The organism is Oceanospirillum multiglobuliferum, from assembly GCF_900167095.1.
Lineage (GTDB): Bacteria > Pseudomonadota > Gammaproteobacteria > Pseudomonadales > Halomonadaceae > Oceanospirillum > Oceanospirillum multiglobuliferum.
Genome location: NZ_FUXG01000001.1, coordinates 26,668 through 44,637, shown reverse-complemented (window position 1 = coordinate 44,637; position 17,970 = coordinate 26,668). Strand labels below are relative to the sequence as shown.

The following is a 17,970-nucleotide window of genomic DNA, read 5'->3' as shown; positions in this document are numbered from 1 at the left end:
CGGTTTGTGAAAAAGTTGTGTATCAGTGCGTTAATGCTTTTGTGTTTAGCCCAAGCTTCTTGGGCTGCAGAGAACAACAATGATCCATTGGAAGGTTGGAACCGTAGTGTGCATCAGTTTAATGAAGTGATGGATGATTATATTGCACGTCCTGCGGCTAAAACCTATCGTGCAGTTCTGCCCAAGTTTGTACGAAATGGTATTGGTAACTTTTTCAGTAACTTAGGTGAGATACCAACAGCGGCCAATGATATTTTGCAAGCAAAACCGGGTGCCGCTTTAGAGGCATCAGGTCGTTTTCTAATTAATTCAACTTTAGGTATTTTTGGCTTGTTTGATGTGGCGACCTTATTTGGTATTGACGAACACAGTGAGGACTTTGGTCAAACTTTAGCTGTCTGGGGAGTGGGGAGCGGACCTTATCTAGTGCTGCCATTTTTAGGCCCCAGTACTTTACGAGATACTGCTTCTATCTATCCAAACTATTATCTGAGCCCCGTGCGCTATGCAGACCTTTCTGAGGCTGAGACTTATGGTGTGTTGTTACTAGAGCAATTGCATCGTCGTCATGATTTGCTTGACGCAGAGTCTATCGTACAGGGTGATCGTTATCGCTTCTTCAAAGATGCTTATCTTCAATCACGGGAATATGAGATTAAAGATGGCCAAGTCGAAGATAAATTTGATGCTGGTTTAGATGATTTATTACTGGATTAAGCTCGACGTCAAGGTCAAGTGGATTGTCAGCTCGATAGTTACTAGTTTTATCGGTAGAACAATTGCTGATCAATCCATCATCAAAAGTCGGTTAATAAAGTACTTACTAGGGTCTTCAGGGCGCATAATGCTGCCGATATCCCGCTCAACAATAGGGTCGGTTAAATCATAGTCATCAGGTGTAATCAGCTGGCTACGTTTCGCATCATAAATTACGCGTACTAAGGCTGGTTTAGCTGTTGCAGGGTCTAAGGTTAAAACAAAAGCGAGTTTATCACTGGTTAAACGCACCAAAGAGCCCACAGGCAACAAACCAACACACTTAATAAAACGTTGAACCATGGTACGGTCAAACTGCTTGTCGCTGTTCATCAATGTTTTAAATGCAAGTGCTGGTAGCATGCCTTTCGCATAGTTACGGTCTGTTGTCATTGCGTCATAAGCATCGACAATTGCCGCCATGCGGGCTAAGCCAGAAATTTTATCTGCCTTAAGCTGCCTAGGATATCCTGATCCATCTAAACGTTCAGTATTACCTAATGCTACAGCCATTACCTCTTTCGGTAGCTCAAACTCTGCACTGCTGAGAGCTTTATGGGTATTGATTACATGGCGTTGCATCATCTTCATTTCAGCATCGCTGAGCTTGTTTGGCTTAAGTAGCACGACGGATGGAATGGTAATCTTTCCGATATCATGCAACATGCCCGCATAGATCAAGTCTGTTATAGAGCCTTGATAGCCTACGCTTTTAGCAAAGTGTGCTAGATGAATACCAAAGCTGATGCTATGTTGGGCCAAATAGTCTTGAGCATCACGTAGCGTAGTAAGTGCTAGGAGGACGTAAGGGTTTACTTCCAGAGCATAAGCTAGCTTTTCAGAAACCTCATGAGCAACTTGTAGGCGTAAAGGCTGACCTTGTTTAAGCTGCGACATTAAGCCTTTAACACTGGCAATGGCATTGGTGTGGTATACGCGAAACTCTTTAAACAGCTCTTGGAGCTTGGCTTTTTCTTTCTGTTGTTTCAATTCGCTGATGCCTGATTTCATCTCGGCATCAAGCACGATAGTTTCAGAGTCTTTCTTTTTACTATCTTTCTTCTTAGAGTCGTCTACTACATCGCCATCGGCGGCCTGAGTAAGCGCTCCACCCTCTTCTTCAGGCGGTTTTTCCTCATAGAGAGGCGAAATATAACGGCTGCTACCATCATTGGAACGACGTGCAATTTCTCGCTGAATCTCAGCAACCGCATAAGATACTTTACGCTCTTCCATTGGTGGAAGCTCTACAAATAGGCAGCCACAAGAGGAGATATCTTTCTTTTCATCGTAACCAATGTGGCGGATTTGCATAGCGGTATTAATGTTCAGCTGATTAGGGAAAATCACGCTACAGTTTTCGACATGAAACTGATCTGCGAGTATTTCTCGATAATCACCAGGCAGCTCAATTTGACAGCCCTGAGCTGAAATATCCTTCAGCTCACCAAAAATAGGTTCTTCTAGCTCAGGAGCCGTCATTTCTGTTGTAACGACAACGCCTCTGCGTATTTGGGCTCGATAATATTGGCGGCGTTGGAAGTAATCTAACTCGTCTGGAAAAGGGACCTTGTAAATTGCCTGCCCATCTTGAATACCTTTGCCTATCGCACGAATCGCAGTTGAAGCAATTCGGCAGCCATCATAAAAAGCCTCAAAGCGGAATGCAGAACTTTGCGCCATCATGCGGTCACCCCAGTTTGGAGTCACCTGGTCAACAATAAAAAAGCGCCCTTTGAGATCTACTTTCAAAATGATGGTCGAATAGTTGCCCTCCATCGTATTGAAATGGAGTTTAAGAGGAATGTGATGCTCTTTAAGGCGATTGAGAAGCCCGAAAATACTTTCAGGTTTTGTCAATAGCTGACCTTGCGCCTGCTCTTGATTCGCCTGTTGTTTAGTGGGCAGTTCAGAAGCCAATGTATCAAATCCTCTTTGTTTATTCGGGCTGCAAATTGCTTATTATAGATGGGAGAAACATCTTATAAAATCAAAAAGATAAAATGTAAACTGCAAATTGTATCTGTGTTGATACAGATGCAGCTGTTTAAAGTTTTTACTCAGTGTTAATCTGTTGCTTTTAAGCGCTTTAATAGGCTTGATGTATCCCAGCGAGCGCCACCCATCGCCTGCACTTCAGCATAAAATTGATCAATGATGGCGGTGATGGGTAGTTTAGCGCCAATCTTTCGGCCTTGCGATAGACAAATGTCTAGATCCTTTCTCATCCAATCAACAGCGAAGCCATGATTATATTGATCTTCGATCATTGTTTTGTGGCGATTAAGCATTTGCCAAGAGCCCGCTGCACCTTTAGAGATTACATCAATGACTTTGTTTTGATCTAGCCCTGCTTTTTCAGCGAAATAAAGCCCTTCTGATAAACCTTGAACTAAGCCTGCGATACAAATTTGGTTTACCATTTTTGTTAGCTGTCCTGCGCCTGCTTGACCCATTAGGTTCACTGCTTGTGCGTAGGTCGACATAATAGGCTGAGCGATATGGAATGTTGACTCTTCTCCGCCGCACATAATAGTCAGCTTGCCATTTTCTGCACCTTGTTGGCCTCCTGAAACAGGGGCATCAATAAAAGATAGACCTGCATTACGACAAGCTGTATCTAGTTCAAGGGCAAGCTCTGCTGAAGCGGTGGTGTGATCAACTAAGATGCTACCCGCTTTCATTGTGTTAACTACGCCCTCATCACCTATAGTGACGCTGCGTACATCGTCATCGTTACCGACACAGCAGAATACGATATCAGCATCTTGAGCAGCCAATGCGGGGGTTAAGGCAAACTGCCCTTTGAACTCAGTCGACCATTTTTCTGCTTTGGCCGTAGAGCGATTATAAACCGTTACTTGGTGTCCTGCTTTCGCAAGGTGGCCTGCCATCGGATAACCCATGACGCCTAAGCCAATAAAGGTGAGTTTTAATGTCATTTTTGTTAGCTCCAAAGGTTGGCTGTAGTGGATGTTAGTAAATGAACTCAGCCCATTTTATTGCCAAGCGTAAAAAAGGGCTGCATGGCAGCCCTTTTTAGCATTCACCGTAGCAATTCTATTTTGCTGGGTAATCGCGTACGTCATGGCCAGTGTATAGCTGGCGTGGACGACCAATTTTGTTGTCGCCACTTACCATTTCTTTCCAATGAGAGATCCAACCAACTGTACGAGACAGTGCAAAAATCACTGTAAACATATTAGTTGGGATGCCAATTGCTTTCAGGATGATACCAGAATAGAAATCTACATTTGGATAAAGCTGGCGCTCAATGAAATATTCATCAGACAGTGCAATCTCTTCCAAGCGTTTTGCAATGTGCAGCTGAGGATCGTTCTCTAGACCTAGCTCTTTTAGTACTTCATCGCAGGTTTCTTTCATCACTTTAGCGCGAGGATCGAAGTTGCGATAGACGCGGTGACCGAAGCCCATCAGGCGGAATGGATCATTTTTGTCTTTTGCACGTGAAATAAAGTGTTGGATATTCTCTTCAGAGTCCTCACCAATTTCATCCAGCATAGTCAGTACGGCTTCGTTTGCACCGCCATGAGAAGGTCCCCAAAGTGCTGCGATACCTGCTGCGATACAGGCAAATGGGTTAGCACCTGTTGAGCCTGTCAGGCGAACAGTTGAAGTTGAAGCGTTTTGCTCGTGATCTGCATGTAGCATGAAGATACGATCCATCGCTTTTGATAAAACTGGGTTTGGCTGATAGTCACCGCATGGAGTGCTGAACATCATGTGCAGGAAATTCTCTGCATAGTTCAGGTCGTTCTTTGGATAAATGAACGGTTGACCAACAGAGTATTTGTAGCACATTGCTGCCATTGTTGGCATCTTCGCAATCAAACGAAATGCTGATACTTCACGGTCGCGTGGATTGTTGATGTCCAAAGAGTCGTGATAAAACGCTGACAGCGCGCCCACAACACCACAAAGAATTGCCATTGGGTGAGCATCGCGGCGGAAGCCCTTGTAAAACTGTAATAGCTGCTCATGCACCATTGTGTGGTGAGTAATGGTGTTTTCGAACTTTTCTTCCTCTTCAGGAGTAGGTAGTTCACCGTTTAGTAGCAAATAGCACAGCTCAAGATAGTGAGAGTGCTTTGCAAGCTGTTCGATTGGATAACCACGGTGTAATAGAACGCCTTTGCCACCATCAATATAAGTGATAGCGGACTCACAAGCTGCAGTAGATACAAAGCCTGGGTCGTAGGTGAACAGTCCTTTGGAGGTCAAGCCGCGTACGTCGACAACATCAGGGCCAACAGTGCCTGAATAAATTGGCAGCTCAATGTTTTCGTCGAGCCCTGGTACTGTCAGGATCGCTTTCTTGTCAGCCATTATGGCCTCCTTTTTTAATTATTTAATTCATACTTGCCATGCCCTAAATCGAGGACTGGTCAAATATAGAGTGATAAAAAGCTTTGTCAATTACCTAAAAAGGTAGCAGTAAAAGCAGTTTGACTTGGTAAAATCGAAACTAATCTGTTTTTTGTGCAACAAAGCGCAGGAATAAGGCAGCCTATACCTTTGGCTTTATTGTAATCGGAATAGCGAGTCACTATAATTCCTGCCGCACGATTGGCGGTGGTGTAACACTATAAAAAGCGTCGGTAGAAATCTGTTTTACAGTATTTTACTAATGCTATTTATAGTGGTATGACCATCTGAAACCATAAGCCTCTGGTTAAAGAGGCAAAGAGAGTGTGTAAGAGCCGTGAATAGCAAAAGACCTGTAAATTTAGATCTAACAACTATTAAGCTCCCTCTCCCTGCGTATACATCTATTCTGCATCGTATCACAGGTGTCATTCTGTTTGTTGGTTTGGCGTTCCTGTTCTGGGCTTTTGACTCTTCTTTAGAGTCTGAAGCTGGATTCAATGCAGTAAAAGAAACATTGCAGGAGAGTGCATTCGCTAAGTTTGTACTCTGGGGACTTCTTTCTGCGCTGGCCTATCATGTGGTCGCTGGTGTGAAACATCTATTGATGGATGTTGGCATTGGTGAAACGCTTGAAGGTGGCTTAAAAGGTGCTCAGCTAACGCTAGTAGTATCTGTGATTCTGGTTGTACTGGCAGGGGTGTGGGTATGGTAACCAACGTAACAAACTTTAGTCGTAGCGGTCTGTCTGACTGGTTGTTACAGCGCTTCAGCGCGGTTGTTCTGGCTCTGTACAGTGTTTTTATTGTGGGCTATTTTCTAACCAGTTTTGATGGTAGCTATGCACAGTGGTCAGCATTTTTTGAGCAGACTTGGGTTCGTATCTTTACGTTCTTAAGTATTTTGTCAATCGCAGCCCATGCTTGGATCGGTCTGTGGACTATTTCTACTGACTATATCAAGCCAACCGGAACTCGTTTTGTATTCCAGTTAGTCTGTAACCTCGCACTCTTTACCTATGTGGTATGGGGTGTTCAAGTTCTGTGGGGAGCGTAAACGAATGTCTGCAAACCTTCGTACTCTGAATTTTGACGCCATTATTGTTGGTGGTGGTGGCGCGGGTATGCGCGCTGCACTTCAGTTGTCTCAGTCCGGTAAAAAGACGGCACTGATCACTAAAGTATTCCCAACACGTTCACACACAGTTTCTGCTCAGGGTGGTATTACCTGTGCAATCGCAAGTGCTGACCCAAATGATGATTGGCGCTGGCACATGTACGATACAGTTAAAGGTTCTGATTATATCGGTGACCAAGACTCTATCGAATATATGTGTATGGAAGGCCCTAAAGCAGTTTTTGAACTGGAGCATATGGGGTTACCTTTCTCTCGCTTTGATAATGGTCGTATTTACCAGCGTCCATTTGGTGGTCAGTCTAAGAACTTCGGTGAAGGTGGACAAGCTGCGCGTACTTGTGCGGCAGCTGACCGTACAGGTCATGCATTATTGCACACGCTTTATCAAGCAAACTTGAAAAACAAGACTGTATTCCTAAATGAGTGGTATGCAGTTGATCTAGTTCGCAATGAGTCTGGCGATGTTTGTGGTGTAATTGCACTGTGCATCGAAACGGGCGAAACCGTATTCGTAAAAGCGGCTGCTACTGTTCTAGCAACAGGTGGTGCAGGTCGTATCTATGCTTCAACTACAAACGCTTTGATCAACACTGGTGACGGTGTGGGTATGGCGCTACGTGCTGGTATTCCTGTTCAGGATATCGAGATGTGGCAGTTCCACCCGACAGGTATTGCGGGCGCGGGCGTGTTGGTAACTGAAGGCTGCCGTGGTGAAGGTGGTTATTTGGTTAACAAAAACGGTGAACGTTTCATGGAGCGTTATGCGCCTAACGCGAAAGACCTTGCGGGTCGTGACGTTGTGGCACGCTCGATGGTTATGGAAATCCTGGAAGGCCGTGGTTGTGGCGAGAAAGGTGACCACGTATTCTTGAAGTTGGATCACCTAGGTGAAGAGGTGCTGAACAAGCGTCTGCCGGGTATCTGTGAGCTGTCCAAGACATTTGCTCATGCGGATCCAACCAAGGAGCCAGTACCAGTTGTTCCTACTTGTCACTACATGATGGGCGGTGTACCAACAAACGTACACGGTCAAGCGCTGACACAAGATGAAAATGGCAATGACCAGATCATTAATGGTCTGTATGCTGTAGGTGAAGTGGCTTGCGTATCGGTACACGGTGCAAACCGTCTGGGTGGTAACTCACTGCTTGACTTGGTGGTATTCGGTCGTGCGGCAGGTATTCATATCGAAAAAGCGCTGAGCGAAGGTCTGACAGATGCAGAAGTGAATCAAACGGATATTGAGCGTGCAATGGCGCGTCTGAATCGTTGGAATAACTCTTCTGAAGGTGAGTCTGTACCTGCACTACGTACAGAGCTGCAAACCATCATGCAGAACTACTTCGGTGTATTCCGTACAGAAGAATACATGAAGAAGGGTATTCAAGAGCTGGCGAACCTACGTGCTCGCGTTGCTAAGGCTAAGTTGGATGACAAGTCTCAAACCTTCAATACTGCACGTATCGAAGCGTTGGAATTGGACAACTTGCTAGAAGTTGCAGAAGCAACTGCGATCACAGCAGAAGCACGTAAAGAGAGCCGTGGTGCTCATGCGCGTGATGATTACCGTGATCGTGACGATGAAAACTGGCTGAAACACTCACTGTACTTCCCAGGTGATAAACGTGTTGGTAAGCGCGATGTAAACTTCGCACCAAAAACTGTACCTGCGTTCCAACCTAAAGTACGTACCTACTAATAACGGGAGTAAGTGATATGCTGGTCGTTAGTGTATACCGCTACAATCCGGAAACTGATTCTGCTCCATTCATGCAGGAGTTCAAGGTTGACACTAAAGGTGCCGACCTGATGGTTCTGGATGTTTTACATCTAGTAAAAGATCAAGATAACGCATTTGCTTATCGTCGTTCTTGCCGTGAGGGTGTTTGTGGCTCTGACGGTATGAACATGAACGGTAAGAATGGTCTGGCTTGCATCACACCACTGTCAGAAGTTGTGACAGATGGCAAGTTAGTGGTTCGTCCACTGCCTGGTTTACCAGTGATTCGTGACCTTGTGGTTGATATGTCACTGTTCTACAAGCAGTATGAGCGCATTAAGCCATTCTTGCTGAATGATACACCTGCACCTGCTATTGAGCGTTTGCAGTCGCCAGAAGAGCGTGACAAGTTAGATGGTCTGTATGAGTGTATTCTTTGTGCATGCTGTTCAACTTCTTGCCCATCATTCTGGTGGAATCCAGATAAATTTGTAGGCCCGTCTGGTCTGTTACAGGCTTACCGCTTCCTAGTGGATAGTCGTGATACCCAGACACGCGAGCGCTTGAGTGAACTGGACGATCCGTTCAGTGTGTTCCGCTGCCGCGGTATTATGAACTGCGTAAATGTGTGTCCGAAGGGTCTAAACCCAACTAAAGCAATCGGCCACATCCGTGACATGCTGTTGCGTAATGCGACCTAATCACACGCGTAGATCACTAATACAATAATAACGCTAAGAGTTTACCATTAGGTAAATGTCTGTGGTCGCCAAGGCCAGTACTCATAAGGTGCTGGCTTTGGCAAATGTGAAACGACTGGGGAACAGGGTTAAACCTGTGATCTACAAAGGTAAGGCACGCTACCTTTTTTGGCCCAAAAAACGACTTGATGGTCATTGTAGATTTCAAGTTCCTCGTGCAGGGTGACTAAGAATGCAAGAAGGCATAATGGAGTTGATGTGGAGCTCTTCCCACGTCTACGGGGGCAATGTGTCCTACGTTGAAGGGCTTTATGAGCAATATTTGCTTGATCCGAATGCAATTCCTGAAGAATGGCGGAATTATTTCGACAAGCTACCAAGAACCGAAGGCGCGGCTTCTACCGACATTCCTCTCACACCCATCCGTGATCATTTCAATCTGCTCGCTAAGAACAAGCATAAAGCTGCGCCTGCGAGTGCGAGTTCAGTTAGCTCTGAGCATGAAAAGAAGCAGATTCGTGTTTTACAGCTCATTAATGCGTACCGTTTTCGCGGTCATCAGAAGGCCAATATTGACCCTCTGAATCTGATGCAGCGTGAGTCTATACCCGATTTAGATTTGGCTTATCATCAGCTATCTGCTGCCGATATGGATACTGTTTTCCAAACGGGATCACTGTTCATCGGCAAAGAGGAAGCACCGTTAAGCGAAATCATCAGTGCATTAGAAAAAACGTACTGCAACACCACTGGCGCTGAGTTCATGCATATTGTGAACACAGAAGAGAAGCGCTGGTTACAACAACGTTTTGAAAGTGTACGTTCTGCGCCTGCTTATGGTGTAGAGGCTAAAAAACATATTCTTGAGCGCCTAACTGCTGCTGAAGGTATGGAAAACTATCTTGCTTCTCGTTACCCAGGTACCAAACGCTTTGGTTTAGAGGGTGGCGAATCTTTCATTCCGATGGTTGATGAGCTGATTCAACGCTCAGGCTCTTATGGCGTGAAAGAAGTTGTGATCGGTATGGCACACCGTGGTCGTTTGAACCTGTTGGTGAACATTCTGGGTAAAAACCCAGCAGAGCTGTTTGATGAGTTTGAAGGTAAAAAACTCATGCATGATGGCTCTGGTGACGTAAAATATCACCAAGGTTTCTCTTCAAACGTGATGACTTCTGCGGGTGAGGTTCACTTAGCTCTTGCGTTTAACCCATCACACTTAGAAATTGCATCACCAGTAGTAGAAGGCTCCGTGCGCGCACGTCAAGACCGCCGTAACGATGCGACTGGTGATACAGTAATGCCAATTGTGGTACACGGTGACTCTGCGTTTGCAGGTCAAGGTGTTGTGATGGAGACATTCCAGATGTCTCAAACCCGTGCTTATAAAACGGGTGGCACTATTCACATCGTGATCAATAACCAAGTTGGCTTTACTACCAGTAAACCGGAAGACATGCGTTCTACCGAATACTGTACTGATATTGCTAAAATGGTTCAGGCACCTATCATCCACGTGAATGGTGATGATCCAGAAGCGGTTATTCATGCGGCTCAAGTTGCTGCAGACTACCGTCAACAATTCAAACGTGACGTTGTAATAGACATGGTATGTTACCGTCGTCGTGGTCACAACGAAGCAGATGAGCCATCTGGTACTCAGCCTTTGATGTATCAGAAAATTGCCAAACAACCTACTACTCGTACTTTGTATGCGAAGAAGTTGGTTGCAGAAGGCGTTTTGACTGAAGCCGAAGACAAAGACCTGATGGAAGACTACCGTTCAGCTCTAGTCGACGGACGTCACGTAGCAAAAAGTTTGGTAATGCAGCCAAACAAAGAGCTATTTGTTGACTGGACACCTTATCTAGGTCTTAAGTGGCAGTCAGATGCTGACACAACAGTTGAGCTAACACATCTACAATCATTAGCTAATAAGCTATGTGAGATTCCTGATGGTATTCAGCTACAGCGTCAAGTTGGCAAGATATACGAAGATCGTCGTAAGATGGCCGCTGGTGCGATGCCAATTAACTGGGGTTTTGCTGAAACCTTGGCTTATGCCTCTATTTTGGATCAAAAACACCCAATCCGTATTACAGGTCAGGACGTAGGGCGTGGTACTTTCTCGCATCGTCATGCTGTTGTTCACAGCCAGACAGATGCACAGGTTTATGTTCCATTACAGAATCTGTCTGAAAATCAGCCACGTATGACCATTCATGACTCATTCCTTTCAGAGGAAGCGGTACTAGCATTCGAATACGGTTATGCGACAACAGTGCCTAATGCACTGGTGATCTGGGAAGCACAGTTTGGTGACTTCGCAAACGGTGCACAGGTGGTAATTGACCAATTCATTACCAGTGGTGAGCACAAATGGGGACGTTTATGCGGCCTAACGATGTTGTTGCCACATGGTTACGAAGGTCAAGGCCCTGAGCACTCATCAGCCCGTTTAGAGCGCTATTTGCAGCTTTGTGCTGAGCACAATATTCAAGTGGTTGTGCCGACAACTCCGGCTCAGGTTTACCATATGCTGCGTCGTCAGGTCATTCGTCCGCTGCGTAAGCCTCTGATTGTAATGTCACCTAAGAGCTTGCTGCGTCATAAAGATGCGATCTCAACTCTGGAAGAGCTGGCTAATGGTAGCTTCCAAGATATTATCAATGAAGTGGATAGCAGCATTGATAAGTCTCAGGTGAAACGCTTGATTCTGACATCAGGTAAGATCTACTACGATTTGGTTAACTATCGTAATGAGAATGGGCGTTCTGACACTGCGGTTATCCGTATTGAGCAGCTGTATCCATTCCCAGAGCAAAAGTTGCAAGAAATTGTTGCGGAATATCCTGCACTTGAATCTGTGGTTTGGTGTCAAGATGAACCAATGAACCAAGGTGCTTGGTACAGTAGCCAGCACCATATGCGTAATGTGATGAATAACTACCGTAAAGGTCTAGGTTATGAACTGCATTTCGCAGGTCGAGCGGCTTCAGCAGCGCCAGCTTGTGGTTACACTTCTGTCCACGCTGAGCAGCAAGCTAAGCTAATTGACGACGCATTTAACCTGTAATGACAGTGCATGCCCTTCCTAGGAAGGGCATCAACCGTTTTTGTTTGTGCACAACAAAAGAACAATCCAGAAAGGATCGAACATGGCTACTGAAATTAAAGCACCTGTATTCCCAGAGTCTGTTGCAGACGGCACCATCGCAACTTGGCACAAAAAGCCGGGCGAAGCAGTTTCTCGTGATGAGCTTTTAGTTGATATTGAAACTGATAAAGTTGTAATTGAAGTTTTAGCACCTGCAGATGGTGTATTGAAAGAGATCATCTGTGCAGAAGATACGACAGTTAATAGTGAGCAACTGATCGGTTACTTCGAGGAAGGTGCAACGGCAGCCGCAGCACCTGCAGCAGTAGAAGCTGTAGCCGCTTCTGCTGAGGAAGAAGACGTACAAGTTGGCGACAAAATTTTAAGTCCGGCAGCGCGTAAACTGGCTTTAGAAAATAATCTAGATATTGCTAAACTGGTTGGTACTGGCAAAGGCGGTCGTGTATCTAAAGAAGATGTACTGAATGCCGTTCAATCAGGTGCAGCGAAAGCATCTGCAGCGCCTGCACCAGTAGCAGCAGCGCCTGCTCCTGTTGTAGTTGCTGCTGGTGAGCGTGTAGAAAAACGTGTACCAATGAGCCGTATGCGTCAGACAATCGCTAAGCGTTTAGTTGAAGCACAACAAACTGCAGCGATGTTGACCACTTATAACGAAGTGGATATGAAGCCAGTAATGGATTTACGTAAGAAATACAAAGATATGTTCGAGAAGAAACACAATGGTGTTCGTCTTGGCTTCATGTCTTTCTTCGTAAAAGCTGCAGCAGAGGCTCTGAAGCGCTTCCCAGATGTGAACGCATCTATCGATGGTACTGATATCGTTTACCATGGCTACTACGATATTGGTGTTGCAGTATCGACTGATCGTGGTTTAGTAGTACCTATTCTACGTGATACCGACACAATGAGCCTTGCAGATGTTGAATCTAGCATTGGAGAGTATGCTAAGCGCGGCCGTGAAGGTAAACTAGGCATCGCGGATATGACTGGTGGTACATTCACTATCACTAACGGTGGTGTGTTTGGCTCTCTAATGTCTACTCCGATTCTAAATGCACCTCAGACTGCTATTCTGGGTATGCACAAAATTCAAGAACGTCCTATGGCGATCAATGGTCAAGTTGAGATTCGTCCAATGATGTATCTTGCACTGTCTTATGACCACCGTATGATCGATGGTAAAGATGCTGTACAGTTCCTTGTTACAATCAAAGAGCTGCTTGAAGATCCAGCACGTATCCTGCTGGAAGTTTAAGAACAGTATTATCACTAATGACACGAAGACAGGAAAACACAATGTCTGATAAATATGATGTAGTTGTCATCGGTGCAGGTCCTGGCGGTTATGTTGCAGCTATCCGTGCTGCACAGCTGGGTCTGAAAACCGCTTGCGTTGAGAAGTGGCTGAATAAAGAAGGTAAACCTTCTTATGGTGGTACTTGCTTAAACGTCGGTTGTATTCCGTCTAAAGCACTATTAGAAGCTTCGCACAAATATGCTGAAGCGCAGCATGATTTTGCTGATTTGGGTATTGAAATTCCTAGCGTCACAATGGACGTTAAGAAAATGATCGCCCGTAAGAACAAGATTGTCGGTAACTTGACTCAGGGCATCGGTGGCTTATTTAAAGCAAACGGCGTTACTGCTTTGCATGGTACTGGTAAAGTATTGGCAGGTAAGAAAGTTGAAGTAACAGGCCATGATGGCTCAGTTCAGATTGTTGAAGCTGAGAACATCATTATTGCTTCAGGTTCTGTACCTGTTGAGATTCCGCCTACACCGCTGACTGAAGGTTTGATCGTTGATTCAACAGGCGCTTTGGACTTTGAAGAAGTTCCAGCACGCTTAGGTGTAATTGGTGGTGGCGTAATCGGTCTAGAGCTAGGTTCTGTTTGGCAGCGTCTGGGCTCTGACGTTACTGTACTTGAAGCACAAGATTCTTTCTTAGCAACAACTGATCAACAGATTGCTAAAGAAGCGAAGAAGATTTTAACCAAGCAAGGTTTAAAAATCGAAATCGGTGCTCGCGTAACAGGCTCACAAGTTAACGGCAATGAAGTTGTAGTGACTTATGTTGACGCTAAAGGTGAACAGCAAGTGACTTTTGACAAGCTAATCGTTTGTGTGGGCCGTCGTCCATACTCTCAAGGCTTGTTAGCAAATGACAGTGGCGTATCTCTTGATGAGCGTGGCTTCATCTTTGTTGATGACCAATGTCGTACTTCTGTACCAGGCGTTTTTGCAATTGGTGACGTGGTGCGCGGCCCAATGCTGGCACACAAAGCATCTGAAGAAGGTGTGATGGTTGCCGATATCATTGCAGGCCACAAAGCACAAATGAATTACGACACCATCCCTGGTGTAATTTATACCTTCCCTGAAATTGCTTCTGTTGGCAAAACCGAAGAGCAAGTTAAGGCAGACGGTACTGAATATGAGGTAGGTACTTTCCCGTTCACAGCAATCGGTCGTGCAATGACCAATGGTTGTACTGATGGCATGGTGAAAATTATCACTCAAAAATCGACAGATCGTATCTTGGGTATGCATATCATCGGTCAGAATGCTGGTGAAATGATCCATCAAGGTGTGATCGCGATGGAATTTGGTTCAAGCGCAGAAGATCTAGCGCTGATGTGTTTTGCACACCCAACTTTATCAGAAGCAGTACACGAAGCTGCGCTGTCGGTTGCAGGTCACGCGATCCACATGCCAAACCGCAAAAAACGTAAGTAAGAATTAAGATTACGGGTAACCGTAGCAGGGGGCGGCACCATACCCCAAGGTGTCGCCAATAGTGTTAGTGCACAAAAAAAATGGCTTAGCAGTATGAATCTTCATGAATATCAGGGCAAACAGCTTTTTGCCGAATACGGACTGCCTGTTTCCAAGGGTTATGCTGTAGATACCCCTGAGGAAGCCGCCGCAGCATGCGAAAAAATTGGTGGCGATAAGTGGGTAGTTAAAGCACAGGTACACGCAGGTGGCCGTGGTAAAGCGGGCGGCGTGAAACTGGTTGACTCTCCTGCTGAAGCAGCAGCATTTGCTGAAAAATGGTTGGGTAAAAACCTTGTAACTTATCAGACTGATGAAAATGGTCAGCCTGTTGCTAAAATTTTGGTTGAAAGCTGCACAGATATTGCTGATGAGCTATATCTGGGTGCGGTTGTTGACCGCTCTTCTCGTCGCGTTGTGTTCATGGCATCTACCGAAGGTGGTGTTGAGATCGAGAAAGTAGCAGAAGAGACTCCAGAAAAAATTCTGAAAGCAACTATCGATCCATTGGCAGGCCCTCAGCCTTACCAAGGTCGCGAGCTAGCTTTCCAACTTGGCTTAAACCCTAGCCAAGTTAAGCAGTTCACCCATATCTTCATGGGTCTGGCGAATCTGTTCATTGAAAAAGATTTGGCTCTGTTAGAAATCAACCCGCTGGTTATCAAAGAAGATGGTGATCTGCACTGTCTAGATGCGAAAATCGGTGTAGATGGTAACTCTGTATACCGTCACAAAGATCTGCAAGAGATGAACGACCCTTCTCAGGAAGATGCGCGTGAAGCAGAAGCAGCAGAGTGGGATCTGAACTACGTAGCACTAGATGGTAACATCGGCTGCATGGTGAACGGTGCTGGTCTAGCAATGGGTACAATGGACATCGTTGCTCTGCACGGTGGCTTCCCAGCTAACTTCCTTGATGTTGGCGGTGGCGCAACTAAAGAGCGCGTTGCTCATGCGTTCAAACTGATTCTGTCTGACGAGAAAGTTAAAGCAGTATTGGTTAACATCTTCGGCGGCATCGTGCGTTGCGATATGATCGCAGAAGGCATCATCGGTGCAGTTAAAGAAGTAGGCGTAACTATTCCTGTTGTTGTGCGTTTGGAAGGAACAAACGCTGATCTAGGTAAAAAGGTTCTGGAAGAATCTGGCCTAGCGATCATCGCAGCTGAAAGCTTAACTGATGCTGCACAACAAGCAGTTAAAGCAGCAGCGGGGAACTAATCGTCATGTCTATCTTAATTAACAAAGATACTAAAGTAATCTGCCAAGGTTTTACTGGTGGTCAGGGTACTTTCCACTCTGAGCAGGCTATTGCGTACGGTACGCAAATGGTTGGCGGTGTAACTCCAGGCAAAGGTGGTACTACTCACCTAGGTCTACCAGTTTTCAACACAGTTAAAGAAGCTGTTGAAACAACTGGTGCAGACGCTTCTGTGATCTATGTTCCAGCTGCATTCTGTAAAGATTCTATCCTTGAAGCGGCTAACGCTGGTATCAAGTTGATCGTATGTATTACTGAGCACATTCCTGTTCAGGACATGCTAGTTTGTAAAGTTAAGTGTGACGAGCTGGGCGTACGCCTAATCGGCCCTAACTGCCCAGGCGTGATCACTCCAGGCGAATGCAAGATCGGTATTATGCCAGGTCACATTCACTTACCAGGTAAAGTAGGTATTGTTTCTCGCTCAGGTACTCTGACTTATGAAGCAGTAAAACAAACTACTGACGCTGGCTTCGGTCAGTCTACTTGTGTTGGTATCGGTGGTGATCCAATTCCTGGTTCTAACTTCATCGACATTCTGGAAATGTTCCAGAATGATCCACAGACTGAAGCGATTGTAATGATCGGTGAGATCGGTGGTTCTGCTGAAGAAGAAGCAGCGGCATTTATCAAAGCTAACGTAACTAAGCCTGTGGTTTCTTACATTGCTGGTGTAACTGCACCTAAAGGCAAGCGTATGGGTCACGCTGGTGCGATTATCTCTGGCGGTAAAGGTACAGCTGATGAGAAGTTTGCTGCACTAGAAGACGCTGGTGTTAAGACTGTTCGCTCTCTAGCAGGCATCGCTGATGGCTTGCGTGAAGTGACTGGCTGGAAATAATATTTCCCGCTAATAGCTTGATATAAGGCGACCTTCGGGTCGCCTTTTTATTGTCTTAAAATTATTGATAAATGAAGTGCTTTTCCTGTAGTTAGCAGCTTTGCAATCCAAATTGACTGGCAATCCAAATCATAAGACCTGTAAAAATAGCGCCAACACCGATCATGATACCCCATTGTGCAGGTGTAAAAAGGCTGCTGGTCACCTTTGTTTCATGGTTGGTAATCGTATTGGTTTGCCATTTTTGGCGTTCAATCTCTTGAGCAGCCTCTAAAAGGAGCTTAACTTCTGGAGAGGCCCGATTGATTAGGAACTCTGCCGCATCAATCCAATTAGGATTGCGTTTGCCAACTTTTAAGGCTCGAATAGCTGACGCTGAGGATTGAAATTGTATTTTTTCTTTATTCTTATCTTGAGCTGTAGCCGCCACTTTGGCCCCCAAATGTAAAATTTAATACAAACGACAGACTTTGTTTAGAGACATAAGTCGAATCACATTTTGGCTGGTTGTTTTGGCAATTTCTTCAGTACTTTCATTACGTATGCTTGCCAGTTGATCCAGAATACTGAGCACTTGATCGGGACGATTGCGTTCACCTTTTAAGCCTGCGGGCGACATATCAGGAGCATCGGTTTCTAATGCTAGCGCGCTTAACGGTAGTTGGCTAAATAGCTGTCGCTTTTTTGCCGCGTTTGGCCAAGTAATAACACCGCCTACACCCAATAAAAAGCCCTGCTGAATATACTGCTGCGCCTGAGGAAAACTACCTGAAAATCCATGCACAATACCGACTATATTAGGTCTTGCTTTCAGCTGTTTTAAGACCTGTTCATGAGCTTTTACCACATGCAAAATTACAGGTAGTTGAAATTGCTCCGCAATATCAAGCTGGGCTTGAAATAGAGCCAGTTGAGCGGCTTTGTCACACGCTTTGTCAGAAAAATCTAATCCGATTTCGCCCACCGCAACAACATGCCCTTGGTGCTGCATTAATAACTGCTCAAGTTGTTTCAAATGTATAGGCTTATGCTCAGCCATAAATATAGGATGCAGCCCTAAGGTACAAAACAACTGTACACCGCAAAACTCACCAGATAGAGACAGAACCCGAGGCCAATATTGAGCACTCACCGCAGGTATGATCAGCTGACGTACCCCCACCTTTGCAGCTTGTTTTAATACATCTGCACGGTCGTGGTGATAATGATGAAAGTCAATATGGCAGTGGCTATCAATCAGCATGGCAATATCCCTATCTGATTTATTTCTACATT

Annotated in this window: 15 protein-coding genes; 10 read left to right on the top strand and 5 right to left on the bottom strand. The window is 45.3% G+C overall.

Going from position 1 to position 17,970, the window contains the following annotated elements:
- Positions 1-6: 6 nt before the first annotated feature.
- Positions 7-717: an MlaA family lipoprotein gene (locus B5D26_RS00190; protein ID WP_200810596.1), complete on the top strand. Its 711-nt coding sequence runs from the start codon at positions 7-9 to the stop codon at positions 715-717.
- A gap of 69 nt (positions 718-786) precedes the next feature.
- Here B5D26_RS00190 and B5D26_RS00185 read toward each other — a convergent pair whose 3' ends face one another.
- From B5D26_RS00185 to gltA, 3 genes are all read right to left on the bottom strand, one after another.
- On the bottom strand, positions 787-2,676 hold the full coding sequence (locus B5D26_RS00185; RefSeq protein ID WP_078743677.1) for an HD domain-containing phosphohydrolase: 1,890 nt from the start codon (positions 2,674-2,676) through the stop codon (positions 787-789).
- Between the two features lie 146 nt (positions 2,677-2,822).
- A complete protein-coding gene (locus tag B5D26_RS00180; protein WP_078743676.1) occupies positions 2,823-3,698 on the bottom strand; it encodes an NAD(P)-dependent oxidoreductase in 876 nt (291 codons plus the stop codon).
- Between the two features lie 118 nt (positions 3,699-3,816).
- Positions 3,817-5,103: a citrate synthase gene (gene gltA, locus B5D26_RS00175; protein ID WP_078743675.1), complete on the bottom strand. Its 1,287-nt coding sequence runs from the start codon at positions 5,101-5,103 to the stop codon at positions 3,817-3,819.
- Between the two features lie 376 nt (positions 5,104-5,479).
- On the opposite strand from gltA, the gene sdhC reads away from it, so the two are divergent.
- From sdhC to sucD, 9 genes are all read left to right on the top strand, one after another.
- Complete coding sequence (gene sdhC, locus B5D26_RS00170) at positions 5,480-5,857, top strand: succinate dehydrogenase, cytochrome b556 subunit (RefSeq protein ID WP_078743674.1); 378 nt, start codon at positions 5,480-5,482, stop codon at positions 5,855-5,857.
- Positions 5,851-6,198 (top strand): succinate dehydrogenase, hydrophobic membrane anchor protein, encoded by a 348-nt coding sequence (sdhD, locus tag B5D26_RS00165; protein ID WP_078743673.1) that lies wholly within the window; start codon positions 5,851-5,853, stop codon positions 6,196-6,198. Before sdhC ends, sdhD begins: the two co-directional genes overlap by 7 nt.
- A gap of 4 nt (positions 6,199-6,202) precedes the next feature.
- Complete coding sequence (gene sdhA / locus B5D26_RS00160) at positions 6,203-7,978, top strand: succinate dehydrogenase flavoprotein subunit (protein WP_078743672.1); 1,776 nt, start codon at positions 6,203-6,205, stop codon at positions 7,976-7,978.
- Positions 7,979-7,995: 17 nt separating this feature from the next.
- Complete coding sequence (locus B5D26_RS00155; RefSeq protein WP_078743671.1) at positions 7,996-8,700, top strand: succinate dehydrogenase iron-sulfur subunit; 705 nt, start codon at positions 7,996-7,998, stop codon at positions 8,698-8,700.
- Between the two features lie 232 nt (positions 8,701-8,932).
- The gene (locus tag B5D26_RS00150) at positions 8,933-11,776 is read left to right on the top strand and encodes a 2-oxoglutarate dehydrogenase E1 component (protein ID WP_078743670.1); all 2,844 of its coding nucleotides are present in this window, start codon (positions 8,933-8,935) and stop codon (positions 11,774-11,776) included.
- Positions 11,777-11,858: 82 nt separating this feature from the next.
- Positions 11,859-13,073, top strand: coding sequence for a 2-oxoglutarate dehydrogenase complex dihydrolipoyllysine-residue succinyltransferase (gene odhB / locus B5D26_RS00145; RefSeq protein ID WP_078743669.1), 1,215 nt, complete (start codon positions 11,859-11,861; stop codon positions 13,071-13,073).
- Between the two features lie 41 nt (positions 13,074-13,114).
- Positions 13,115-14,554 (top strand): dihydrolipoyl dehydrogenase, encoded by a 1,440-nt coding sequence (gene lpdA / locus B5D26_RS00140; protein ID WP_078743668.1) that lies wholly within the window; start codon positions 13,115-13,117, stop codon positions 14,552-14,554.
- Between the two features lie 93 nt (positions 14,555-14,647).
- On the top strand, positions 14,648-15,814 hold the full coding sequence (sucC, locus tag B5D26_RS00135; RefSeq protein WP_078743667.1) for an ADP-forming succinate--CoA ligase subunit beta: 1,167 nt from the start codon (positions 14,648-14,650) through the stop codon (positions 15,812-15,814).
- 5 nt (positions 15,815-15,819) lie between these two features.
- On the top strand, positions 15,820-16,695 hold the full coding sequence (sucD, locus tag B5D26_RS00130) for a succinate--CoA ligase subunit alpha (protein ID WP_078743666.1): 876 nt from the start codon (positions 15,820-15,822) through the stop codon (positions 16,693-16,695).
- A gap of 91 nt (positions 16,696-16,786) precedes the next feature.
- Here sucD and B5D26_RS00125 read toward each other — a convergent pair whose 3' ends face one another.
- Positions 16,787-17,125 carry a hypothetical protein gene (locus B5D26_RS00125; RefSeq protein ID WP_078743665.1) on the bottom strand — a complete coding sequence of 113 codons (339 nt, stop codon included), beginning with the start codon at positions 17,123-17,125 and terminating at the stop codon, positions 16,787-16,789.
- Between the two features lie 21 nt (positions 17,126-17,146).
- Positions 17,147-17,938 (bottom strand): TatD family hydrolase, encoded by a 792-nt coding sequence (locus tag B5D26_RS00120; protein WP_078743664.1) that lies wholly within the window; start codon positions 17,936-17,938, stop codon positions 17,147-17,149.
- Positions 17,939-17,970 lie beyond the last annotated feature (32 nt).